We start from the raw sequence: 22,102 nt of genomic DNA, 5'->3' as shown, positions 1-22,102 counted from the left end.
TAATAATTGACGACAGTGTAACCAAAACTTAAAGAATACAAAACCATTTGAGACAATTAGAAACAATAACGTTCCGCCATTAGCCCTTTACCACGATAAAGTAAATGGCACGTCGTTAAAATAAAGAGAGGGGCCGCTTATACCTAGCGAACCAGTATCACGCCTAAATGAAGAGAAATTAACTAGAACGAATGGTAATCAAAGGCAATGCGCCATCACCTTTGATTGTTTTGATTGTTTTGATTAGTGCGCGATTGTTTTGATTAGTGCGCGATAGGTTTGATTATTGCGCGATAGGTTTTTTAAGCCCCGAAATGGAAGCGTATTGCGGCGGGTGTAAGTCTTGTGGTTTGATTTGCACTCGTGCATCACTGGCCCGGCAAACGCCATCAGTATCGCCGCCGTTGGCTCGAACGTATTTGTGAAGCCCGGCAAGTCCTTCTTTGTAATAGGAATCCAATTTGCCGCGATAACCATAGTACGTGCACTTGTCATAGCCCCAGCCATACATATAGTCAGCCAATGCTTGTGCAAAACTCCGATTACCATCAAACCATGATGCACTGTTACAGTTATAGCACTTAATTTTACCTGTAAAGGTTTTAGGTAGTCCATTCTCCTTTAGACGATCCACGACAAACCGATGGCCAACTTTTGTTCCCCAACTTTTTGCCATAGAAATACTTTCTGTACCGGGGAAACCATGACCCCGAATATAAATTTGGTCGTCATTGGCGATATTCACCAGATCGGGCACTTTCACTCCAGGTTGATACCACACTTGAATCGCTTCTTTTTGTTTTTCTGTCCATAAATGTTGAATCCATCGATGGTTTTTTCGTCTTGTTAGGCTGGTGGCGTAAGTGCCATGTTCGTCTTGATAGTCACCGTATTCTAGCCATGCTCTAGCATCCGTTGTGGGCGTGGGCATGTAAAAAATGATTTTTCCCATAGTGTCCTCGAGTTCCTTTCCTAAACATTCTGTTATCGACCGATGAAATACCTTTGAACCTTAATGACGCATTTCAAGGTGCTGTAAAGCTGTAGTTCGATAACAGTGGTTTGTTAACCATAGTAGAAGACGAGCTGGTTATACGAATTGGGCAGATAATGAAAATCTAGAGTTGATCGTAAGTCTTTGATTAATCGTTGTTTAATGATCTTCTTGTAAAGATTGGATGAGCGATTTTTTTGCGTTTCATTGTAATCTGCGACTTATGCCACGCAATAAGCGCAACCGTATCTCTATTGAAAGGCTGATATTACCCGCAACATGAGGGCGAAAAGAGTGGTGTTCGAGCTGACGTTAAACTTAATTGTGTGTACGATGTTTTAAATTATTGTGTACAATTTGGCTTTTGGGTATCTACAATATAGTGGTGTTTTTTATAGGAGAGCGTAAATGGATGTGGTCAAGATAGGGATTGTCGACAGAGTACTAATGAATGTGAGTATGAATTGGAAGCTTATGATACCGAGTGTGGTTGCCTGTTTAGTGATAGGCATCGCTGCACTATATATCGTAATGACAGCGGAGGCGTTGACGTATAACGATCAGATGTTAGTTACCGTGTTGTTGTTGTCTATGTTGATGAATTTTGCGTTGTCATGGCTGATAAAAAACAGCATCTTACCATTATTGCAACATGTGAAAATCGTAATGAATGCGGTTAACGGCGGCGACATAGAGGCTCGAATTGGTTTTTCAGGTTCTGATGAGTTTGGTCAAATAGGTGAAGCGACGGATGCAACATTGGATAAATTAGTCACGTTGTTAAAAGACATGTCTGAGGCGGTCAGTGAACTTAGAAAACTGTCTTACAACCTCGATGGTTTATCTGCTGACACCTTGAGGAATGTTAAAAATCAAAGTGAGTATGTGGATCAAACCGCGGCAGAAATCAGGAAAATGGCTCAGGCAGCTGAGTGTAATACTCACAGCGCCTCAACGGCGCTTGTCTCAATTGAGTCGCTTTCGAGTAGTCTTCAAGTGGTGCGCAAGAATATTTCGAGCATCGCTAACGGTGTACAAGGTCTTACTGCTGATTCTAAGGTCGTATCTAATGCTAGTCAGCAGATGATGATAGCGGTTGAAAAGGCGAGTCGATCCGTCGCATTAATAGAGAAGATTTCAGATCAAACCAATCTGCTAGCATTGAATGCAGCAATAGAGGCGGCGAGGGCAGGTGAATTGGGGCGTGGCTTTTCCGTGGTTGCAGAGCAGGTTCGTGAATTGTCGGAAACCTCGCGTTGCTCGGTGTTAGACATTAAAGACATCAATCAAGAGTTGATGCACGTCTCTGACGCTCTTAAATCGAGAATTGAGCAGAGTAATCACAAGATTACGGCACTGATGTCGCGTTGCAGTGAGTCGGAAGTGAAGTTTGTTGAGATTTCCGATGATATTGGTCAACTTGTTCATTTTGGCCGCGCAGTCAAAGCCCAATCCGAACAGCTCTCTGAGTTAACGAATAATAATGCTCAGCGCCTAAGTTTATCTAAAACTAAACTGAAGGATTGCGTGAACAATATTGAGCAAAGCGTGGACTACAAAAATACCTTACTTACCTTATCGACAAACATGGACAATATGATTGCGCGGGTATGAATGTGAGACTGCTCTAGTGCGAAATTGGATAGGGTAGGTATTAAAAAGCCGATCGAATTTCGACCGGCTTTGGGTTCTATCGTGACTACTTTTTGGTTTAATAAAGCAGTACGTTTGTTTTAGATGTTTACGCTTCTTGTTGCTTCAGTTCTGTCGCATTCGCTTCTTCTTCAACAAGCGCATCAACGATAACAGCACAAGCGGCGTCGCCAGTGATGTTAAGCGCAGTACGGATCATATCGAAGATACGGTCAAGAGCGAACAGAAGTGGTAGCCCTTCAATTGGAATGCCTGCTGCAAGCAATACGGCAACCACTAGGAACGAAGGACCTGGAACACCCGCTTGCCCTACGGCACCAAGTGTTGATGTCACGATGATTGCGACGTACGCGCCCATTGATAAATCAATGTTGAACAGCTGAGCAAAGAAAATAGCAACCAAGCCGTAGTAAATCGCATTACCAGACATGTTAATCGTTGCACCTAGCGGCAGAACAAAAGAGGCTGTTGAGTTACGTACACCTAGCTCTTTCTCACATGCTTCCATTGTGACAGGAAGTGTTGCCATAGAAGAGGCTGTCGATAGGGCAACCGCTTGTGGCTTCTTCATTACGCTAAGGAATTTTTTAGCTGACGTTTTGGTGAACACTTGGATAAGTAATGGGTAAACCACAAAACCAAATATCAAAATCGCTGCGGTGTAAACCACGAACAGTTTGAACACAACCATTAGGGCACCAAAACCAAATGTACCCACAGCTTCAGCCATTAGACCAAATACGCCAATTGGAGCAATGATCATGACTTTGTTGATCATCCAAACCATGACATCAACAATTGAATTTACGCCGTTAAGAAGAGGGTCGCGCTTTGATACTTCAAGCTTTGATAAACCAATACCAAAGAATAAGCAGAAAACGAGAATTTGCAGGATGTTTGCTTCATTCAGTGATTGGAAAACGTTGGTCGGGATCATACCGGTTAGGGTCGCCCAGAAAGAAGGTAGATCACCTTTTGAAGCGTATTCAGTAGAGAACATGCCTTCGATACCAGCGGTGTCGATGTTGACGCCTGGTTCGAAAATTTCACCCATGAATAGAGCCAGTGCAACAGCAAGTGCTGAAGTCAGGCCAAAAAACGCCAGCGTAGTAGCGCCAACTTTGCCTGCGTTACTACTGTTACCTAGTCCAGCCGCACCAGAAATAAGTGCTACTGCAACCAGTGGAATAACGAGCATTTTAATTAAATTGATGAAAATGGTACCGAGCGGTGCAAACATCGCCGCTGACTGACCCATTATTGCCCCTATTACGGTGCCGAGAATCATCGCGATAACGACTTGGACACCGATATTTTTTATCATTGACTTGTCTTTTAACACTTCCTTAACCTCTGTGCTGTAAAATTTTAATATCCCAGTATAGTCTTCCATTAGAACGGAAAATGTCAGACTATTATTTCGAGTGATTTTTTACACTTTATTAGCACTCTTAGCAACTGTTAGAAAACGAATAATGCAGAATAATGCACAAAGTGAGTACCAAGTGGCGAATTTACCATCGATAGCAAACGTTTGCGTTGAGCTCTTATCATGGGAGCGTGAGAAAAGATACAAAGCTTGAATGGGTTGATAAGTTGGAATGTAAAAAAAAGGTTGCACGCAAGTGCAACCTTTATGAACTGATAACAATTAACTTAGTGTTGAGTAGCTGCTTTCATTGATGCAACAAATTCACTGAGTTCAGTAAGCATTTTTGTTGGGCTCTCGAGGTTACGCTCGATAGTTTTGACTACCGCCGAACCTGAAATGGCACCCGCTGCGCCTGCGGCAAGCGCATCTTTAACTTGCTGCGGTTCAGAGATACCAAAGCCTAGTAATGACGGTGGAGCGTCATGTTTGATCAATTTGTCTAATTGCGTGGTCATTGGCATATTGGCTTTGGTTTCAGTACCTGTCACGCCAGCGCGAGACAGTAAGTAGGTGTAACCTCCACCGAGCTCAGCGACTTGCTTGATCGTGTCTTCTGTCGCTGTTGGAGGTGCAATAAAGATAGGGTGTACACCATGTTTATGCGCTGCTGCAACAAACTCTTTACTTTCATTAGTTGGTACATCGGCAATGAGTACGGAGTCTACGCCAACGGCAGCGCACTGTTGGTAAAACGCATCAACACCTTTTGAGTACACTAAGTTGGCGTACATAAGCAGACCAATAGGCAGTTCCGGGTACTTGCTGCGGATTTTCGCAATCAAATCAAAGCAGATAGGTGGCGTGGTTTTCGCCTCAAGCGCGCGGATGTTCGCCCCTTGAATGGTTGGACCATCGGCTTGAGGATCGGAAAATGGCATACCTAGTTCAAGTGCATCGGCACCTGCATCGACAAGGGTTTCCATGATCTGTAAAGACAGCTCAGGATTGGGATCACCAATGGTCACGAATGGGACAAAAGCGCCTTGTTTTTTTTCTGCTAGGCGACGAAACATGTCTTGATAACGGTCCATTATAGCGCTCCTTTTTCTTTCAAAATGTCATGTACCGTAAAGATATCTTTGTCTCCACGACCTGAGAGGTTTACCACTAACAACTGTTCTTTTTCTGGTTCATCGTGCGCCATTTTCAACGCGTATGCGAGTGCGTGAGACGACTCTAGAGCCGGAATGATACCTTCCTGACGAGCAAGAATTTGGAAGGCCTCTAGTGCTTCATCATCGGTAATTGCGCCATACTCAGCACGACCAATGGCGTTTAGGTGAGCGTGTTGCGGACCAACAGATGGGAAATCAAGTCCCGCAGATACCGAATAAGACTCTTCAATCTGACCATGAGGGTCCTGCATTAATGGCGCTTTCATGCCAAAGAATATGCCAGTCGTGCCGTGCTTAAGTGGTGCACCATGTTGGTCGGTATCAATACCAAGCCCTGCAGGCTCAACACCGATCAGACGAACTGACTCTTCTTCGATGAAGTCAGCAAACATACCAATAGCATTTGAGCCACCACCAACACAGGCGATGACGGCGTCTGGCAAGCGGCCTTCACGTGCTAAAATTTGATGTTTGGTTTCTTCACCAATCATGCGTTGAAATTCACGCACTATGGTTGGGAATGGGTGCGGCCCCGCTGCCGTACCGAGTAGGTAATGCGCGTCTTCGTAGCTGGCAGACCAATCACGTAGAGCTTCGTTACAGGCGTCTTTTAGTGTGGCGGAGCCGGAGTGCACAGGAATCACTTCCGCGCCCATTAAACGCATACGGAAAACGTTCGGGTTTTGACGCTCAACGTCTTTAGCCCCCATATAAACGCGGCACTTAAGACCGAGCAAGGCACAGGCTAGAGCGGTGGCGACGCCATGTTGACCTGCACCGGTTTCTGCGATGATTTCTTTTTTCCCCATGCGCTTTGCGAGTAACGCTTGACCAAGCACTTGGTTGGTTTTATGCGCGCCACCGTGCAACAGATCTTCACGTTTTAGGTACAATTTTGTTTTTGTCCCTTTCGTTAAGTTGCGCGTAAGCGTTAATGCGGTTGGGCGTCCAGCGTATTCTTGCAGCAGTCCCATGAATTCCGCCTGAAATTCATCGTCCTCCTGTGCATCAATGAAAGCTTGTTCAAGTTGATCAAGCGCAGGTACAAGAATTTGTGGTACGAACTGCCCACCATATTCGCCAAAATAGGCATCCAATTTCGCCATGGTTGTTTCCTCTCTTTAATTCTGGTGACTCGCTGGTGAGCAAGTATTAGTAATCTCTTAATAGTGCGAAGGCTTTGTTCAGTTTATCGATGTCTTTTTTACCCGGTGCAGATTCCACACCAGAGTTTAGATCCAGTCCGATACAGCCCAATTTACTTGCTTGCTTGATGTTGTCTGGAGACAAACCTCCGGCAAGCATAATGTCGTTAGTATTGTTAAGGAGTTGCCAATCAAAGCGTTGACCCGTTCCACCTGTTTGCTCACCGACTTGTGCATCAAGCAAATGTCGGTCGGCATGGATTGCGGTTAGATCAGGCAGTACATCTTTGACGCCATGCGCTTTCCAAATAGCAATGCCAGCTTGCAATTGAGGTTTTAGCGCATCAATGTAAGCTTGGTCTTCATCACCATGCAACTGAACTGCAGATAGACTCAAATCATTAGCAGTACGAGCTACGCTGTCGACGTCATGATTTTGGAACACGCCCACATATTCTAGTGGCGCGCCACTCATGACCATTCGAGCCGCTTCAAAATCTACATAACGAGGTGACTTTTCAACAAAAATCAATCCACCTTTAACAGCGCCAGCTTGATACGCTTTTGCTGCATCATCGGCGTGGGTTAACCCGCAGACTTTATTCTCACCAAGTAGTACTTTGCGTACAGCCAACTCAAGGTTGTCTTCGGCCATTAACGAACTGCCAATTAAAAAGCCTGTTGCGTAGTGTGAAAGGTCACGAACTTGCTGGTTATTATAGATGCCTGATTCAGAGATAATGATGGTCCCAGCGGGTAGCTTGGGAGCGAGCTCTTTGGTTCTATCTAAATTAACCGATAAATCACGTAAGTTGCGATTGTTAATGCCAACCACTTTGGCTTGCAACTTGATGGCACGCTCGAGCTCTTGTTCATTACTCACTTCGGTAAGAATACCTAGGTCGAGTGAGTCGGCAACCGCGGCTAATTGACGATACTCGTCATCATTGAGCACCGATAGCATTAAGAGAATAGCATCGGCTTGATAATGGCGAGCAAGATAGACTTGGTACGTATCCACCATAAAATCTTTGCAGATGACTGGCTGCTTAACTTGACCACGAACTTGTGGCAAGAAGTCAAAGTTGCCTTGGAAATATTTTTCGTCGGTTAACACAGAGATCGCGCTAGCGTGATTGTTATAAACCGAGGCGATATAGTCTAAATCAAAATCGTCCCTAATCAGCCCTTTTGAAGGCGATGCTTTTTTACATTCTAGAATGAACGCGGTTTTTCCCGTTGAAAGGGCGTCATAAAAAGATCGATCAGAGGGCGTTAATTGTGCCTTAAAGCTCTCAAGCGGCTGTGACTGTTTGCGGGCTTCTACCCAAACTCGTTTGTCGTCGACGATTTTTGCTAGTACCGTTTCCATTGCTAGTTCCTATTTCTTAACCGCGCGCTGCGAGTTGTTTTACAAGCTCGTAAGCCTTACCAGAATTCATGGCGTCGATCGCTTGTTGTGCGTTTGCTTTTAAATCTTCAAAGCCAAAAAGCTTCATGAGTAGTGCGACGTTAACGGCAACCGCGCCTAGCTGAGCCTCTGTTCCCTTACCGGTCAGCATATTGGTAATGATGGCGCGATTTTCTTCTGGCTCGCCACCTTTGATTGCTTCGAGAGGGTGTCGGTTCACGCCAAAATCTTCAGGCGTTAATGTGTATTCGGTGATGACGCCATCTTTTATTTCCGCGACTAATGTATCGCCATGAATGGCCACTTCGTCAAGACCGCTACCATGGACTACAGCCGCACGTTTCATTCCCATTTGTAGCATGGTCTCAGCGATGGGGCGAACCAGTTTCGCGTCGTAAACGCCCATCAGCTCGATGTTGGGACGGGCTGGGTTGATAAGTGGACCCAAAATATTAAACAGTGTTCGCGTTTTCATGGTTTGGCGAACCGGCATCGCGTGTTTCACGCCACCGTGATATTGCGGAGCAAACAGGAATGCCACGCCTAAGTCGTCTACGGCTTGGCGAGTATCTTCTGGGCTCATGGCGAGGTTGATGCCAAACGAGTCAAGTAAGTCAGATGACCCTGACTTGCTTGAGACGCCGCGGTTACCGTGTTTCGCTACCTTTAAGCCACAGGCTGCAGCAACAAATGCGGCTGTCGTGGAGATATTAATCGTATTCGAGCCGTCTCCGCCTGTGCCGACAATGTCGGCAAAGTCGTAGTCTGGTCGAGGAAAAGCTTTGGCATTAGCCAGTAACGCTTTCGCTGCTCCTGCAATTTCGTCAGGTGTCTCACCTTTGATTTTAAGCGCCGTTAGAGCCGCTGCCATAAGAATAGGGTCAAGTTCACCTTTAATAATGGTGTCAAACAACTCTTGGCTCTCTTGCTGGCTAAGCGAGAGCTGGTCGTAAAGTTTGTTGATGATATTTTCCATAATTACGATTCCTTAAATTTATGAGTTATTTGAGTTAACGAAGTGAACCCGCTCTTGCCCAATCGATGGCATTGGCCAGTAATGCCGCTCCATGTGTGGTCATGATGGACTCAGGGTGAAATTGAAAACCACAAACTCGATCTTGCTCATTGGCAATCGACATCACTAGTCCATCCACTTCTGCGGTAATAGCAAGGCTATCAGGCACGTGAGTCGCCACGAGCGAGTGATAGCGTGCGATGGCGAGAGGAGAGGGCAGTCCGCTGTAAATAGCGTGGTTATCATGCGCCATCATTGAGGTTTTACCGTGAATGATTTCACCCGCGCCTGCCACGGTGCCACCGTAAGCCTCTACCAACGCCTGATGTCCTAGGCAAATGCCGATCATAGGCACTTTGCCTTTGAGTTGCTGAATTAAAGCGGGCATACAGCCAGCTTCTGATGGTGCGCCAGGTCCAGGCGATAATACGACAACTGCGTCTGTTAACTTTAGTACTGCGTCGGCAATGGTTTGCGCCGCGATGTGGTTACGATAAATGATTACGTTGTGGCCTAAACTGCGAAATTGATCCACTAGGTTGTATGTGAACGAATCGAAGTTATCGACAAAGACGATGTTTGCTTTATCTGTCGAGCAAACATTGGTCAGATTTGAAGTGTTAGATTGGTCGCTCATACGTGTCTACCCCTGATGCGCGGTTTTGATAGCGGAAATCACGGCTTGTGCTTTGCCACGGGTTTCATCGGCTTCTGCTTGTGGATCAGAATCAAATACGACGCCAGCTCCAGCTTGTACTTGTGCGATGCCGTCTTCTACGTAGGCTGCACGAATAACGATACAGGTATCCATATCACCGACGCCATTCATGTAGCCGACAGCGCCGCCATAACTGCCTCGAGTCTGACCTTCCACCTGGCGAATGAGTTGCATCGCACGAATTTTTGGTGCGCCCGTTAGCGTGCCCATGTTCATGCAGGCTTGATAGCCATGCAGCGCGTCAAGATCGAGACGCAGTTGACCGACGACACGAGAGACCAAGTGCATCACATGGCTATAACGGTCGGTTTGTAGCAAGCTTGCAACGTGGCGAGTGCCCGGTTCGGAAATACGAGCTACGTCATTTCTTGCCAAATCGACGAGCATCATATGCTCGGCATTTTCTTTCATATCACAACGAAGCTCTAACTCCATGCGGCTATCGAGATCTTGGTTGATCGAGCCATCAGGGTTTTTGCCGCGGCGACGTGTTCCGGCGATTGGGTAGATTTCGATCTGATTGCTTTGCGAACAATATTTCAAGGCACTTTCCGGTGAAGCACCAAAAAGCGTAAACAACTCGTCTTGCATGTAAAACATGTAAGGACTTGGGTTACTTCTTTTGAGCTCTTTATAAGCCACTAGAGGTGAGGGGCAAGGAAGTGTGAAACGTCGCGAAGGCACGACTTGGAAAATATCGCCGCGTACGACGTATTCTTTTAGATCTCGTACCGTTTGGCAAAAGTCTTCATCTGAGACACTGGCGACTTCTTGATTGTCTTTGACAACTTGTGCGGTAGGCAGTGCTTTAAGGTTGTTGCATTGTTGGCTGATGTCTTGAATACGCGCACGAATACGAGCAAGTTCGTTGTCGTCATGATTGAAGAGGGTGGTCTGTAGGTCGCATGATTCTTTTTGGTGATCGACAACAAGCAGGCTCTCAGCAACATAAAAGACGTAGTCAGGGCAGCGATTGGACTGCTTGGCGTTACCTAAAGGTTCAAATTGAGCAACGAGGTCGTACGCGAATAAACCACCCATGAAAATCGCATTTTTGTTTAATCCGCTAACGTCAAAGCTGTGTTGAACTAATCTCAATGCATCGAATGAAGACGCTTCACGCAGTCGGGAGTCTTCATCAAGTTGGTCATCGGGCATCTCAAAATGCACGGTCAGCGTTGTTTTGCTCAGTGTGTAATGAATACCAGAGGATAAGTTACCAGCTAAAATGACCAGTAAATTTTCACCATTTGTCGTTAAGGCTTCATAACGGACAATGTGTTCTTCACAAATAATACGAACGGCGGAGTCGACGATCAATAAACTTTGTAGATCTTGTTTTGAGTCAATTTCGGCGGACTCAAGCAGTAGGCTGTCGGTTTTGTTTTCACAAAGCGTGTGAAAAAGTGCTGTCGGGTCTTTTGAATAAGGGACTTGTAGTGAAAGTACCTCTAAACGACCTTGTTTTTGAATAGTAATGGCTTTGTTCACAAAACCTCCTCTCTTCATCAATCTGCTTTAGCAGTATCTACCCTGAAAACTATGTGTTCCATACTCGCACAATTAAAACGTTTGCCCAACGTTGAATCTGCCCAAATTGCCGCATAGTTAATCAGTTAAACCAAAAAATAAAAAAGCCCACTCATTTGAGTGGGCTAGTATTAAATCTACTTATCTTTTACGCACGTAAAAAAGCCCACTTGGAATCATTCCATGTGCGCCACCAATTTCCCGCAGAGCGTTTAACTGCGATTTGGGGTTTTTGGATTGGGTCAATTTCTTGTACCATACGTGCATTACTCTAATTCTGTACCTGCGTACTAGTTAACTAGTTCGGGGTGTGAAAGTCAACCGATATTAAAAATAAAATGAAGATAGATCTACACAGTCACACAACGGCATCAGATGGTCGTCTCTCTGTTGAAGAGCTTTTAGAGCGAGCGATTGAATTTAGTGTGAAAATTATCGCCATCACCGATCACGATACGTTGGATGCATTGCCAGAAGCTAAGCGTCTAATTGAGGAGCGTGAATGGCCGATTGAGCTGGTGAATGGCATTGAAGTTTCAACCGTTTGGCAAAATAAAGACATTCACATTGTTGGCTTAGGTGTGGCGCTCGATAACGAGGCGCTTTTAACGCTTATCGCCGCGCAAAAAGCAAGACGGGCAGAGCGCGCTGAGTTAATGGCACAGCGGTTGGAAAAAGCGACGCGTCCGGGTGTACTGGAAGAGGTGCAGGTGATGGCGGGTGGTGCACCAATTACACGCTCTCATTTTGCTAAGTGGATTGTTGAAAACGGGTACGCCAAGAATATGCAGCAGGTATTTAAGAAGTACCTCACTCGAAACAATACCGGGTATGTGCCGCCTAACTGGTGCACGATGAGTGAAGCTGTCGATGCCATTCACGCTGCAGGTGGTGTGGCTGTGCTTGCGCATCCAGGCCGCTATCAGCTTACGGCCAAGTGGTTAAAACGGCTACTTGCTGCATTTTCAGAAGCGGGTGGAGACGCTATGGAAGTGGCGTTACCACAACAAAGTATGCAAGAAAGACGCAACCTTGCAGATTATGCGATACAATACAATCTATTAGCTTCTCAAGGTTCCGACTTTCATTATCAATCGCCTTGGACGGAACTGGGTCGAAACTTATGGCTGCCATCGGGCGTAGAGCCAGTATGGGATCGTCTATCATTACAAACGGCAACAAGGCTCGAAAGTCAGAGTGCCGACAATTAGTATTATTTAAGCTCTTGATGTGGAACAACAAGGAAAGTTGTGCCGAGAGTATTTAGCTGAAGGAATAACAATGAGCCAATTTTTTTATGTACACCCAGATAACCCTCAAGCGCGCTTGATCAGTCAAGCCGTTGCGATTGTTCGTAATGGGGGAGTGATCATTTACCCAACAGATTCAGGGTATGCACTGGGTTGCCAGCTTGAAAACAAACAAGCACTTGAGCGGATCTGTCAGATTCGTCGTCTTGATGACAAACATAATTTTACACTTTTGTGCCGTGACTTGTCGGAAATTTCGCTTTATGCACGCGTCGATAATACGGCGTTTCGTTTGCTAAAAAACAACACGCCAGGTCCGTTTACTTTTATCTTCAAAGGCACAAAAGAAGTACCGCGTCGCTTAATGAACCCCAAGCGAAAGACGATTGGTATTCGCGTGCCGGATAATAGAATTGCCCTTGATCTGCTTGAAGCCTTGGGCGAGCCACTGATGTCGACGTCATTGATTCTTCCGGGTAATGACATAACCGAGTCGGATCCAGAAGACATCCGTGACAAACTCGAGCATGCCGTTGATGTTATTTTGAACGGCGGTTACTTGGGTGAGCAACCGACCACGGTTATTGATTTTAGCGACGATGAACCAAAAGTTCTCCGTGTCGGTGCTGGCGATCCTGCACCATTCGAATAAACATCGAACCAGATGGTGCGATGAAATAACCTGAGAAACTTGGTGATTCTAGCCAGTTTCTCTGCGATAATACGCGACCGCGATTTTGACGATCGCAATATCTGGTTTCGACGTCTGTGAAGACGACATTATAGGTAGGTAGATGAGCGAAAAATTACAAAAAGTGCTTGCCCGCGCAGGCCACGGCTCACGTCGTGAACTTGAAACATTGATCAAGTCAGGACGAGTGAGTGTCAACGGTCAGGTTGCAAATTTGGGTGAGCGCCTTGAAGACGACAGTGCGATCATTCGTATTGACGGGCATACTGTATCGGCTAAAGCACAAGAAGAAGTGGTTTGTCGAGTATTGGCGTATTACAAGCCCGAAGGTGAGCTTTGTACACGTCACGATCCTGAAGGTCGTCGTACGGTATTTGATCGCCTGCCAAAAATCCGCGGTTCACGTTGGATTTCAGTTGGTCGTCTTGATGCAAACACATCTGGTCTTTTGTTGTTTACTACCGATGGTGAACTAGCAAACCGCTTGATGCACCCAAGTCGCCAAGTTGAACGTGAATACCTCGTTCGTGTGTTTGGTGATGTGACTGAAAGCAAAATTCGTAACCTAGTTCACGGCGTAAAACTTGAAGACGGCATGGCACGTTTTGAAGATGTTGTGTATGCGGGTGGCGAAGGTATGAACCACACCTTCTACGTTGCGATTAACGAAGGTAGAAACCGTGAAGTACGTCGCTTGTGGGAATCACAAGAGACGACTGTAAGCCGTTTGAAACGTGTTCGTTACGGTGATATCTACCTAGATAAAAAACTGCCTCGTGGTGGTTGGACTGAACTGACGCTAAAAGACGTGAACTACTTACGTGAATTGGTAGAGCTAAAACCTGAAAAAGAAACGCTTCTTGATCAGAACAGCGCGAACACTTCTCGCCAGCGTGAGCGCTCTCGCAGTCAAAAAATCCGTCGTGCGGTTCGCCGTCACGAAGAGCGCGTTAGTACTCCGTCAAAAGGTCGCAGCAACCAACAACGTCGCAACAAAAAGAGTGCTGGTGAAGCGGGTTCTCGTGCGAAAACCGGACGTCGCTAATTGCTAACGCTATCACTTCTTACGTCGTTAAGAGAGTGAAACAAATTATAAAAGGCCCGTTAGTGAAACTAACGGGCCTTTTTTGTTGATATCTTGATAGCGTTTACCTTAGGCCTACTTAGTTGGACACGCGTATTTTAAGCGATGACCTAAAAATACGCCTCCATCAGCATTAGCGATAAACAGGCTTCTTATTGAAATGGCTCTCGACCATTCGCTGCGTCACAATATGCTGAGGCTTAGTGAGAATGTCTTGTGTGTCGCCGTATTCAACCACGTCACCTTCATGCATCACCATCACTTTGTCCGTAATGTGTTTTACGATGCCTAAATGCTGTGATACATAGACAAAAGCTACGCCCATTTCTTCTTGTAGTTCTAGAAATAGGTTAATAATTTGCGATCGCATCGCCATATCCAAGCCATTGAGTGCTTCGTCAGCGACGATGATAGAAGGCTGCAAGATGAGTGCCCGTGCCAAACAAATACGTTGCTTTTGGCCTGTGGCAAGCATCTGTGGATAAAAGTAAGCGTGCTCTGGTAGCAAGCCAACTCGTACTAGGGTGTCTTTGACACGTCGCATTCTCGCTTCTGGTGGCATGTTAGTATTTCGTTTCAGTGGCCCTTCCAGAATGCGACCAATTTGTATTCTTGGATTCAAAGAGGTATTAGGATCTTGGAAAATCATGCGGATAAGCTTACAGCGCGTGGAGTAGTCCTTATGCTCTAGCAAGTCACCATTGACGCGTATTTCTCCGGCTGTTGGTTCGACAACGCCTGCTAGCATACGAGCAAGCGTAGATTTACCTGAGCCATTCTTGCCAATAAAACCAATGGTTTGACCCGCTTCTAGGCTAAAGCTGACGGGCTTAACCGCATGCTGAATTTTCTTCTGAAAAAGCTTTGAACGAGTCACAAAGTCCTTTTTAAGTCCTGTGACTTCTAACAATGCACTCATGCTTTTTTCTCCGTATTCAGCGGGAAGTGACAGCTGTATTTATGGTTCTTGACTCGTTTGACGGGTGGAATTTCAACACACTGCCTTTGCGCGTAAGGACAGCGAGGGCCGAGTCGGCAGCCTATCGGCAAATGCTGAAGTGGTGGAATGGAACCTGGCAAAGATTGTAGCTTCTCTTTATGCGGGATCCAGTCACCGAAGTCAGGCATCGCTTTCAATAAGGCGACGGTATAAGGGTGCTTGGGCATGTCCAAGATCTTTTTGGTATCAGCAGACTCAACGGACTGGCCGCAATACATGACGGTAATACGCGTTGCCCATTGGGTAATGGTGGTGAGGTCATGGCCAATGAGGATCAGTGTGGTGTTATGGAGCTGATTCATACGGCTTAATAAACGCAAAATCTGCGACTGAGTGATAGGGTCTAAGTCGTTAGTCGGTTCATCGGCAATCAATAACTTGGGCTTAGCGGCGATCGCCATAGCAATCATGATTTTTTGACATTCACCATCGGTGAGCTCATACGGATAGCTGTGCATGACTCGAGTATGCTCTTTAATGCCGACCTTATGTAACAGGGCAATAGCTTGCTTTTTACGCCATTTAAATCGCTCCCACCACTTTCCATCGAAGGAGCGTGAAGGAATCGATTCAATAAGCTGGCGACCCACTTCTTCTGATGGGTCTAGGCAGGTAGACGGTTCTTGGAAAATCATCGCCACATCACGGGCGATGACGCGACGTCTTTCCCGTGGCGTGAGTTGCAATAGGTCGATGTTACCAAGACGCATACGATCGGCAGACACCCGCCAGTTGTCTTTGCATACGCCAACGATCGCTTTGGCAACTAAGCTTTTTCCGGATCCAGACTCGCCAACGAGACCGCGAATTTCCCCATCATTAATGGTAAAACTCATTCTGTCGACGGCTTTAACTAATCCTTGTGGGGTTTCAATTTCGATAGTCAAATGACGAATATCTAATACAGGCATTATTCCACTCCCGCGTTTAACGCGCTGCGCACGCCTTCGCCAACGATGTTGATGACGACAACCACACATAAAATGGCTAGGCCGGGTAAGACCACAGTCCAAGGTGCGAGATAAAGAAGCTCGGCGGCATCACCTAATACCGCTCCCCATTCACTGCTAGGGGCTTGAGCACCTAGCCCCAAAAAGCCAAGGGCGGTAATGTCTAAAATTGCGATGGATAGCGCGAAGGTGAATTCGGCGGCAATAATGGACAGAATATTAGGCAAAATCGAGTTCCACAATAAGTAGAAGTCATTGGCCCCGTCGAGACGAGCCGCCATGATGTAGTCTTTTTCTACTTCGGTGTGCACCGCTACATAAACGGTACGAACAAAGCGCGGGATTAGGGCTAGGCAGATAGCAAGCAGGATGTTGTATTCGCCAGGACCTAAAAATGCCACAAAAATGATGGCGAGTAACAGCGATGGAATTGACATCACGGTATCAAGAAGGTGGTTCAAGATACTGGATAGTAAGCCCTTTGTCATACCCGCTAAAATACCAATAAAGCAGCCCACTAACGCTGAAATAACGGTAATAATGACCGCTGCACCGAAGGATAGGCGAGAGCCATCGATAATTCGAGAAAGGATGTCACGACCTAAATCATCGGTACCAAAAAAGAACTCGACCGTCCCCGCAGGATCCCAAGATGGCGGAATAAGCAGAAAAGAGCTTTGCTCCATTGGGTCATATGGGGCAAGCCATGGCGAGGCGAGCGTGATGAGAATGATTAGCCCAAAACACCATAGCCCAAACATGGATAGGCTATTACTTCGATAGCTTCGCCAAAAGCGTTCGAGTTGGGTTGGAATGCGTTCTTCCTGATAGATGTTATCTGACAGCATACCATTCCTTCCTAACTAACGGGTTGATCATCGCGCCGATAATATCGGACAAGATACTTGCCGCAAGCACAATGGTCGCAACCACCATTACGCCAGCTTGTATTGATGCATAATCCTGACTTGATAGCGCATCTAAGAGCCAACGACCGATACCCGGCCAGTTAAAAATGGATTCCGTCATAATCGCGAGGGTAATCATGCTCGACAGCTGAACACCTAATTTCGGTATTATTGGCGGTATGGCGTTACGAAGAACGTGCTCTATCACGATCTCGTAATTGGATAAACCTTTGATCCGCGCGGCTCGGATGTAGTTTTGTGCCATCACTTCTGTCACGGAGGTGCGCATCATTCGTATCACTTGCATCGTAGGAGATAGCGCCAGTACGAAACAAGGCAGAATCATATGCTCGATAACGCTTTGCAGCGCTTCGCGTCGGTATGGTCCATCCGAGAGCAAGGCATCGATCAACGCAAAACCAGTCACATGGTCGATTTCATAGAGTAAGTCATAGCGACCAGCGACCGGGAACCATTGAAAATTAAGTGAAAAATACATAATCATCAATAGTGCAATCCAAAATAGCGGGGCAGCGTAGCCCACCATCGATGAAAAAGAGATGATGTTATCGAGCCACTTGCCTTTTTTCATACCTGCGATGGTGCCTGCAGGAATGCCGATAAATACGGAGATGGTAAAAGCGGCAAAGCACAGTTCTAACGTGGCAGGCAGGACGGCGGTCAACTCATCAATGATTGGGACACCGGCTTTCGTTAATCCAAAATCTAGCTTTGTGAGTTGCCCAACATAGTGGATCCAGCCTTGGAAAAACGTTTGGTTTGCCCAAAAGGAGTCGGGCTCTAAGCGCAGCAAGTTATAGCCGACCAGCGTTAGGATAAGCAAAGTGATGACAAACAAATTGAGGCGGCGAATCGCATACCAGAACATCTATTTTAACCTCACTACTTGGTCAAACGGCTGGGCGTTAAATGGGCTTGTGCGAAAGCCGGTCAGATCATCATTGTGCGCTTGATATTTTTGTCCATGCGCAATAGGAATGACCGGAACTTGTTCGAACAGAATGTTCTGAGCTTGTCGATATAAGTTAACACGGTAGCGTGGTTCGCTTACTTCAAGAGCGAGATCGAGTAAAAAATCAAAGTCGTCATTACACCACATTGAAAGGTTCAGTCCTTCCCGTTTCGATGAGCAAGACAGCAGGGGTCTTAAGTAGTTATCGGGATCACCAGTATTGCCGACCCAACCCGTAAGTAATAAATCGACTTCTTGGATGTTAGCTAACTCAATTCGGTCTACACGTTCATCGGTTAACAGATTCAATGTGACGCCGACATCGGCAAGATTTGCTTGGATAAGCTCCGCCGTTTTTCTCGGACTTGGGTTATATACTCGAGGCTCAAGTGGCACCGCCATTGTGAGCTCTAAGCCTTTGTCATAGCCTGCGTCGCGAAGTAGCGCCATGGCATAATTGCGGTCATAGCGAACTTGAGTTTGATCTTTTTGATAGGCCCAAGAGCTTGGTGGTAAGAGCGTATAGGCTTTTTCACCGCTGTCGTAGTAGACCGCTTCGAGAATATTGTCACGGTTGATTGCTAAATTAAGGGCCTTTCTCACGCGTTGGTCACTGAGCGCTGGATGCTGGGTATTGAGTGCGATAAATGACACGTTCATCGCAGGCTTTGCTTGCAGTACGACAGAATCTTCTTTAAGAATAATGGGTATTTGACTCGATACTGGTGAATTGAGAACATCACACTCACCACGTAATAACTTAGCCAACGCACCAGCCCCTCGGTGGGAGATGTCGAAAACAACTTGGTCCATTTCAACGGGACCGCGCCAGTATTTGTTATGACGCTTTAAGCGCACTAAATCGGCGACTTGGTACTCATCGAGATAGAATGGACCTGTCCCTACAGGGTGTGTGTCGAGATTGAGCTTGTTCTCTTCCTGCTGCAATATTTTACCGTATTCTGCGGAGAATATGGGAGCGTGGGCGGTCGAAATATTAGATAAGAAGGAGTTGTCTGGTTTCGAAAGCGTGAATTGAACCGTGTGATCATCAATAGCAATAACACGGGTGACCAGCGAAGCAAAGTTGATGCCAGCAAACCATGGATACACGCTGCCACCCACTTGGTGATAAGGGTGGTCAGTATCTAAAATACGCTCAAAACTGAACACCACATCGTCAGCATTGAGCGTTCGAGTTGGGGTAAACCAATCTGTGGTATGAAATTCAACATTATCACGCAGATTAAAGGTGTAGACGGTACCGCTTTCATCGACCGTCCAGCTTTTTGCCAAATTGGGTACTGGCTGATGAGTCCCTGAATTTAGCGTGAGTAGCGTGTCATATAATTGAGGCGCGATCGCTTCGACAGTAATGCCACCGTCGACTAATTGAGGGTTAAATGTACTCGGGCGACCTTGGTCGCAGTACACGAAACCGTCCTGTCGAACTTTTGTATGGTCGATCGTATCCTCACAGCCAGCGACTAGCGCAATGCTGCAAAGTGTAATGGATAGTTTTAGTAATGCCTTCATAAACACGCTACATTCATTTTAGTGAACGTAATATCTGTATTGAGAACAGAGTAATTTACCACTAATTTGATTGTTAAACCAATAACGACAAGTAGTTATCGACGATTTTATTTATTTTAATGGTGACTCTTTGAGCGCTTTCATATGAGTTTGTGCTTTCTAACCAGCCCTCTTAGCTGATCATAGCTTAAGCTCAGCATTTTAGCGGCGGTTCTTTGGTTGTATTGTGCTTGCTCTAATGCTGCGCGAATAACAATGATGGCTTGTTCTTCTTTCCAAGATTTAAAATCAATCGGAAAGGTCAGGTTATCAATGAGCGGTGCTGAGGATGCCTGCTGGGGGGCATTAACGGATGTCACTGCTTGGGTGAGTTTCTCCAATGCGGTGTGTTCTGACGTTTCGTCCGCATCTGTAGCAGGCTCTTTTGCTGAGTTTAATGTCGGAAACTCGTTGCTAAACGGATTAAAAGTGAGCGAATGGATAGGGTGTGAGTTCGTACCGTGCTGATAGACAGCACGTTCGATGACATTCTTGAGTTCACGAACATTTCCTGGCCATGGGTATTCATGAATGCTGCGCCAAGCTTGGGAACTGAAACCGACAAATAGAGGTAAACTTAGTTCACGGCACATTTTTATTGCAAAGTGCTCGGCCAGCAGCGCAATGTCTTCTTGGCGGGCTCTTAGCGGTGGAAGCTGAATAACATCAAAGGCCAGCCTATCCAATAAGTCCGCTCTGAATTTCCCTTTTTGCGCCAAGGTTGGCAGATCTTCATTGGTGGCGCACACTAACCTTACGTTGGCTTCTAATGCTTTTGCTCCGCCGACACGCTCATATTGACCATATTCAATGACGCGCAATAGCTTCTCTTGAACCGATAGCGGCGTCGTGGCCAATTCATCTAAGAACAGTGTGCCATTTTCGGCACGTTCGAATCGCCCAAGGTGGCGCCCTTTTGCGCCTGTAAATGCACCAGACTCGTGGCCAAATAACTCAGAGTCGATTAACCCATCGCTCAATGTCGAGCAGTTAAGTGAAATCAGAGGGTGATCCCAGCGTGTGGATAGGTAATGAAGACGCTGGGCAATGAGCTCCTTCCCTGTTCCTCTTTCACCAATGACCAGCACGGGGCGATTAATGGGAGCCAGCCTTGAAACTTTATCGAGAACGGCTAAAAAGCTTGGAGACTCGCCAATGAGGTTTTGCGCCATGTTACAGTCCTTAGATGTGGTTTTTTTTACCAACTATTGGTGAATCATATTAGCAGTCTACTAATAAAATGCGAATGATTGAGCTAACATATTGTTAATGTAGGCTTTGTAAAACTGGCATGAAACTTGGATTGTCTTAGGTGGCACATGATTGAATGATGACACCACGTGATTTTTTTAGGAGATGTATTATGGGTATTTTTTCTCGTTTCGCTGATATCGTAAATTCTAACGTTAGCGCTCTTTTAGACAAGGCAGAGGATCCGGAGAAAATGATTCGCCTGATCATCCAAGAAATGGAAGACACCTTGGTGGAAGTTCGCACTAACTCGGCAAAGGCCATAGCGGATAAAAAAGAATTGGCTCGCAAGGTCAAAGCATTAGAAGAGCAAGTGCTTGAATGGCAACATAAAGCGACGTTAGCACTGACTAAGCAAAGAGAAGAACTGGCTCGTGCGGCGTTGATTGAAAAGCAAAAAGTAGAGAAAATCGTTAAAGGTTTGCATGATGAACAAACATTGGTCGAAGAAACGATTGATAAGCTGACTAATGAAATCAGTAAACTTGAATCAAAAATTATGGAAACACGCTCTAAGCAGCAAGCACTTATGATTCGTTCACAGACCGCTAATAACCGTCGTGATGTGCAAAAACACCTGCATACGAGTCGCACTCATGAATCGATGGCGAAATTTGAACAGTACTCACGTAAAGTAGATGAACTGGAAGCCGAGGCGGATCTGTATGCCAATAGCGGCAATGCTAAGTCATTAGATCAAGAGTTTGCTGAGCTACAAGCGCAAGACGAAATAGACCAAGAACTGGCTAAGCTCAAAGAGCAGATGAATAAAAATAAATAGGAGACGAATATGTCGACATTTCTCATTGCTGGACCCGTTATTGTATTTCTAATATTCGTGGCGCCGCTATGGTTGTTCCTTCATTACCGAAGCAAGCGTAAGTCCGAATCTGGGTTGTCTTCAAAAGAGTTCGAGAAGCTACAAGCGTTGTCAGCGAGAGCGGAAAATATGCAGCGCCGTGTTGAGAGTCTAGAGCGAATCTTAGATGCGGAGTCACCTAAGTGGAGGCAAAATTATGATGCATAAAGACCTATATAAGGACCCGATCAACGGCAAGCTCACAGGGGTCTGTGCCGGGATTGCGAATTATTTTGGTGTCGAGGTATGGTTAGTTCGGATTTTGGTTATTTCCGCCGCTTTGCTAGGAGGAAGCTTCTTAGTGTTATTGGCTTATGTCGCAATGAGTTTGATGTTAGAGAAGCAGCCAGATAATTTTGTTGAAGAGCTTAGGTCGAAACAAGAGCACTCGCTCAAAAGTAAGCCTTGGAAGCAGGGGCAAAATGCCAAAGACTTACTCAATACTATTGAAAACGACATGGATAAAATGGAAGGGTCGCTTCGTAGTATGGAGGCCTACGTTACCTCGGATGCGTATGCCGTGAATCGAGAGTTTAGTAAGTTGTAGG

General features: G+C 46.0%; 21 protein-coding genes. 7 read left to right on the top strand and 14 right to left on the bottom strand.

Annotation, left to right across the window (positions count from 1 at the left end; translation table 11 throughout):
- Nucleotides 1–283: 283 nt before the first annotated feature.
- Entirely contained in the window at nucleotides 284–952 is a 669-nt protein-coding gene (locus MD535_RS13660; protein ID WP_265675576.1) for a hypothetical protein, read from the bottom strand.
- A gap of 501 nt (nucleotides 953–1,453) precedes the next feature.
- Here MD535_RS13660 and MD535_RS13655 point away from each other — a divergent pair.
- The gene (locus MD535_RS13655) at nucleotides 1,454–2,608 is read left to right on the top strand and encodes a methyl-accepting chemotaxis protein (RefSeq protein WP_265675575.1); all 1,155 of its coding nucleotides are present in this window, start codon (nucleotides 1,454–1,456) and stop codon (nucleotides 2,606–2,608) included.
- A gap of 127 nt (nucleotides 2,609–2,735) precedes the next feature.
- On the opposite strand, the gene MD535_RS13650 is transcribed toward MD535_RS13655, so the two are convergent.
- The 7 genes from MD535_RS13650 to MD535_RS13620 all read right to left on the bottom strand — a co-directional run bounded on the left by MD535_RS13650 (nucleotide 2,736) and on the right by MD535_RS13620 (nucleotide 10,974).
- On the bottom strand, nucleotides 2,736–4,040 hold the full coding sequence (locus MD535_RS13650) for a dicarboxylate/amino acid:cation symporter (protein WP_265675574.1): 1,305 nt from the start codon (nucleotides 4,038–4,040) through the stop codon (nucleotides 2,736–2,738).
- A gap of 263 nt (nucleotides 4,041–4,303) precedes the next feature.
- Complete coding sequence (gene trpA, locus MD535_RS13645; protein ID WP_265675573.1) at nucleotides 4,304–5,110, bottom strand: tryptophan synthase subunit alpha; 807 nt, start codon at nucleotides 5,108–5,110, stop codon at nucleotides 4,304–4,306.
- Nucleotides 5,110–6,300 carry a tryptophan synthase subunit beta gene (gene trpB / locus MD535_RS13640; protein WP_265675572.1) on the bottom strand — a complete coding sequence of 397 codons (1,191 nt, stop codon included), beginning with the start codon at nucleotides 6,298–6,300 and terminating at the stop codon, nucleotides 5,110–5,112. Before trpB ends, trpA begins: the two co-directional genes overlap by 1 nt.
- Nucleotides 6,301–6,346: 46 nt before the next feature.
- The gene (gene trpCF, locus MD535_RS13635) at nucleotides 6,347–7,711 is read right to left on the bottom strand and encodes a bifunctional indole-3-glycerol-phosphate synthase TrpC/phosphoribosylanthranilate isomerase TrpF (RefSeq protein WP_265675571.1); all 1,365 of its coding nucleotides are present in this window, start codon (nucleotides 7,709–7,711) and stop codon (nucleotides 6,347–6,349) included.
- A 16-nt stretch (nucleotides 7,712–7,727) separates the two neighbouring features.
- Nucleotides 7,728–8,726 carry an anthranilate phosphoribosyltransferase gene (gene trpD, locus MD535_RS13630; protein WP_265675570.1) on the bottom strand — a complete coding sequence of 333 codons (999 nt, stop codon included), beginning with the start codon at nucleotides 8,724–8,726 and terminating at the stop codon, nucleotides 7,728–7,730.
- Nucleotides 8,727–8,760: 34 nt separating this feature from the next.
- Nucleotides 8,761–9,402, bottom strand: coding sequence for an aminodeoxychorismate/anthranilate synthase component II (locus MD535_RS13625; protein ID WP_265675569.1), 642 nt, complete (start codon nucleotides 9,400–9,402; stop codon nucleotides 8,761–8,763).
- Between the two features lie 6 nt (nucleotides 9,403–9,408).
- Nucleotides 9,409–10,974, bottom strand: coding sequence for an anthranilate synthase component 1 (locus tag MD535_RS13620; RefSeq protein WP_265675568.1), 1,566 nt, complete (start codon nucleotides 10,972–10,974; stop codon nucleotides 9,409–9,411).
- A gap of 377 nt (nucleotides 10,975–11,351) precedes the next feature.
- Here MD535_RS13620 and rnm point away from each other — a divergent pair, with 377 nt between their 5' ends.
- The 3 genes from rnm to rluB all read left to right on the top strand — a co-directional run bounded on the left by rnm (nucleotide 11,352) and on the right by rluB (nucleotide 13,999).
- Nucleotides 11,352–12,224: an RNase RNM gene (gene rnm / locus MD535_RS13615; protein ID WP_265675567.1), complete on the top strand. Its 873-nt coding sequence runs from the start codon at nucleotides 11,352–11,354 to the stop codon at nucleotides 12,222–12,224.
- Nucleotides 12,225–12,294: 70 nt separating this feature from the next.
- Entirely contained in the window at nucleotides 12,295–12,915 is a 621-nt protein-coding gene (locus tag MD535_RS13610) for an L-threonylcarbamoyladenylate synthase (protein ID WP_265675566.1), read from the top strand.
- A 142-nt stretch (nucleotides 12,916–13,057) separates the two neighbouring features.
- Nucleotides 13,058–13,999 (top strand): 23S rRNA pseudouridine(2605) synthase RluB, encoded by a 942-nt coding sequence (gene rluB / locus MD535_RS13605; protein ID WP_265675565.1) that lies wholly within the window; start codon nucleotides 13,058–13,060, stop codon nucleotides 13,997–13,999.
- 172 nt (nucleotides 14,000–14,171) lie between these two features.
- Here rluB and MD535_RS13600 read toward each other — a convergent pair whose 3' ends face one another.
- From MD535_RS13600 to pspF, 6 genes are all read right to left on the bottom strand, one after another.
- Nucleotides 14,172–14,957: a peptide ABC transporter ATP-binding protein gene (locus MD535_RS13600; protein WP_265675564.1), complete on the bottom strand. Its 786-nt coding sequence runs from the start codon at nucleotides 14,955–14,957 to the stop codon at nucleotides 14,172–14,174.
- A complete protein-coding gene (locus MD535_RS13595) occupies nucleotides 14,954–15,949 on the bottom strand; it encodes a peptide ABC transporter ATP-binding protein (RefSeq protein ID WP_265675563.1) in 996 nt (331 codons plus the stop codon). The genes MD535_RS13600 and MD535_RS13595 overlap by 4 nt, the downstream gene beginning before the upstream one ends.
- Nucleotides 15,949–16,836, bottom strand: coding sequence for a putrescine export ABC transporter permease SapC (gene sapC / locus MD535_RS13590; RefSeq protein WP_265675562.1), 888 nt, complete (start codon nucleotides 16,834–16,836; stop codon nucleotides 15,949–15,951). The genes MD535_RS13595 and sapC overlap by 1 nt, the downstream gene beginning before the upstream one ends.
- Nucleotides 16,823–17,785: an ABC transporter permease gene (locus MD535_RS13585; RefSeq protein ID WP_265675561.1), complete on the bottom strand. Its 963-nt coding sequence runs from the start codon at nucleotides 17,783–17,785 to the stop codon at nucleotides 16,823–16,825. The genes sapC and MD535_RS13585 overlap by 14 nt, the downstream gene beginning before the upstream one ends.
- Nucleotides 17,786–19,405: an ABC transporter substrate-binding protein gene (locus MD535_RS13580; RefSeq protein WP_265675560.1), complete on the bottom strand. Its 1,620-nt coding sequence runs from the start codon at nucleotides 19,403–19,405 to the stop codon at nucleotides 17,786–17,788.
- 140 nt (nucleotides 19,406–19,545) lie between these two features.
- Nucleotides 19,546–20,616: a phage shock protein operon transcriptional activator gene (pspF, locus tag MD535_RS13575; RefSeq protein WP_265675559.1), complete on the bottom strand. Its 1,071-nt coding sequence runs from the start codon at nucleotides 20,614–20,616 to the stop codon at nucleotides 19,546–19,548.
- 191 nt (nucleotides 20,617–20,807) lie between these two features.
- Between pspF and pspA the strand changes: the two genes are divergently transcribed.
- The 3 genes from pspA to pspC are packed head-to-tail and all read left to right on the top strand — an operon-like array spanning nucleotide 20,808 to nucleotide 22,101.
- Nucleotides 20,808–21,476, top strand: coding sequence for a phage shock protein PspA (gene pspA / locus MD535_RS13570; protein WP_265675558.1), 669 nt, complete (start codon nucleotides 20,808–20,810; stop codon nucleotides 21,474–21,476).
- Nucleotides 21,477–21,485: 9 nt separating this feature from the next.
- Nucleotides 21,486–21,722: an envelope stress response membrane protein PspB gene (gene pspB / locus MD535_RS13565; RefSeq protein WP_265675557.1), complete on the top strand. Its 237-nt coding sequence runs from the start codon at nucleotides 21,486–21,488 to the stop codon at nucleotides 21,720–21,722.
- Entirely contained in the window at nucleotides 21,715–22,101 is a 387-nt protein-coding gene (pspC, locus tag MD535_RS13560; protein ID WP_265675608.1) for an envelope stress response membrane protein PspC, read from the top strand. The genes pspB and pspC overlap by 8 nt, the downstream gene beginning before the upstream one ends.
- The last annotated feature ends 1 nt before the right edge of the window (nucleotide 22,102 follow it).

This window comes from Vibrio qingdaonensis (genome assembly GCF_026191675.1).
Taxonomy (GTDB): domain Bacteria; phylum Pseudomonadota; class Gammaproteobacteria; order Enterobacterales; family Vibrionaceae; genus Vibrio; species Vibrio qingdaonensis.
The sequence above is the reverse complement of the archived record's forward strand: the minus strand, read 5'-3'. Positions and strand labels throughout refer to the sequence as shown.

Bases quoted from the DNA above. Each gene is read 5' to 3' on its own strand.
- MD535_RS13585 (WP_265675561.1), bottom strand. From the start codon at position 17,785: ATGTTCTGGTATGCGATTCGCCGCCTCAATTTGTTTGTCATCACTTTG.
- pspC (WP_265675608.1), top strand. From the start codon at position 21,715: ATGCATAAAGACCTATATAAGGACCCGATCAACGGCAAGCTCACAGGG.
- trpD (WP_265675570.1), bottom strand. From the start codon at position 8,726: ATGGAAAATATCATCAACAAACTTTACGACCAGCTCTCGCTTAGCCAG.
- trpA (WP_265675573.1), bottom strand. From the start codon at position 5,110: ATGGACCGTTATCAAGACATGTTTCGTCGCCTAGCAGAAAAAAAACAA.
- sapC (WP_265675562.1), bottom strand. From the start codon at position 16,836: ATGCTGTCAGATAACATCTATCAGGAAGAACGCATTCCAACCCAACTC.
- MD535_RS13655 (WP_265675575.1), top strand. From the start codon at position 1,454: ATGAATTGGAAGCTTATGATACCGAGTGTGGTTGCCTGTTTAGTGATA.
- MD535_RS13625 (WP_265675569.1), bottom strand. From the start codon at position 9,402: ATGAGCGACCAATCTAACACTTCAAATCTGACCAATGTTTGCTCGACA.
- trpB (WP_265675572.1), bottom strand. From the start codon at position 6,300: ATGGCGAAATTGGATGCCTATTTTGGCGAATATGGTGGGCAGTTCGTA.
- rluB (WP_265675565.1), top strand. From the start codon at position 13,058: ATGAGCGAAAAATTACAAAAAGTGCTTGCCCGCGCAGGCCACGGCTCA.
- MD535_RS13600 (WP_265675564.1), bottom strand. From the start codon at position 14,957: ATGAGTGCATTGTTAGAAGTCACAGGACTTAAAAAGGACTTTGTGACT.
- MD535_RS13595 (WP_265675563.1), bottom strand. From the start codon at position 15,949: ATGCCTGTATTAGATATTCGTCATTTGACTATCGAAATTGAAACCCCA.
- MD535_RS13610 (WP_265675566.1), top strand. From the start codon at position 12,295: ATGAGCCAATTTTTTTATGTACACCCAGATAACCCTCAAGCGCGCTTG.
- MD535_RS13580 (WP_265675560.1), bottom strand. From the start codon at position 19,405: ATGAAGGCATTACTAAAACTATCCATTACACTTTGCAGCATTGCGCTA.
- MD535_RS13660 (WP_265675576.1), bottom strand. From the start codon at position 952: ATGGGAAAAATCATTTTTTACATGCCCACGCCCACAACGGATGCTAGA.
- pspA (WP_265675558.1), top strand. From the start codon at position 20,808: ATGGGTATTTTTTCTCGTTTCGCTGATATCGTAAATTCTAACGTTAGC.
- trpCF (WP_265675571.1), bottom strand. From the start codon at position 7,711: ATGGAAACGGTACTAGCAAAAATCGTCGACGACAAACGAGTTTGGGTA.
- MD535_RS13650 (WP_265675574.1), bottom strand. From the start codon at position 4,040: ATGGAAGACTATACTGGGATATTAAAATTTTACAGCACAGAGGTTAAG.
- pspB (WP_265675557.1), top strand. From the start codon at position 21,486: ATGTCGACATTTCTCATTGCTGGACCCGTTATTGTATTTCTAATATTC.
- pspF (WP_265675559.1), bottom strand. From the start codon at position 20,616: ATGGCGCAAAACCTCATTGGCGAGTCTCCAAGCTTTTTAGCCGTTCTC.
- rnm (WP_265675567.1), top strand. From the start codon at position 11,352: ATGAAGATAGATCTACACAGTCACACAACGGCATCAGATGGTCGTCTC.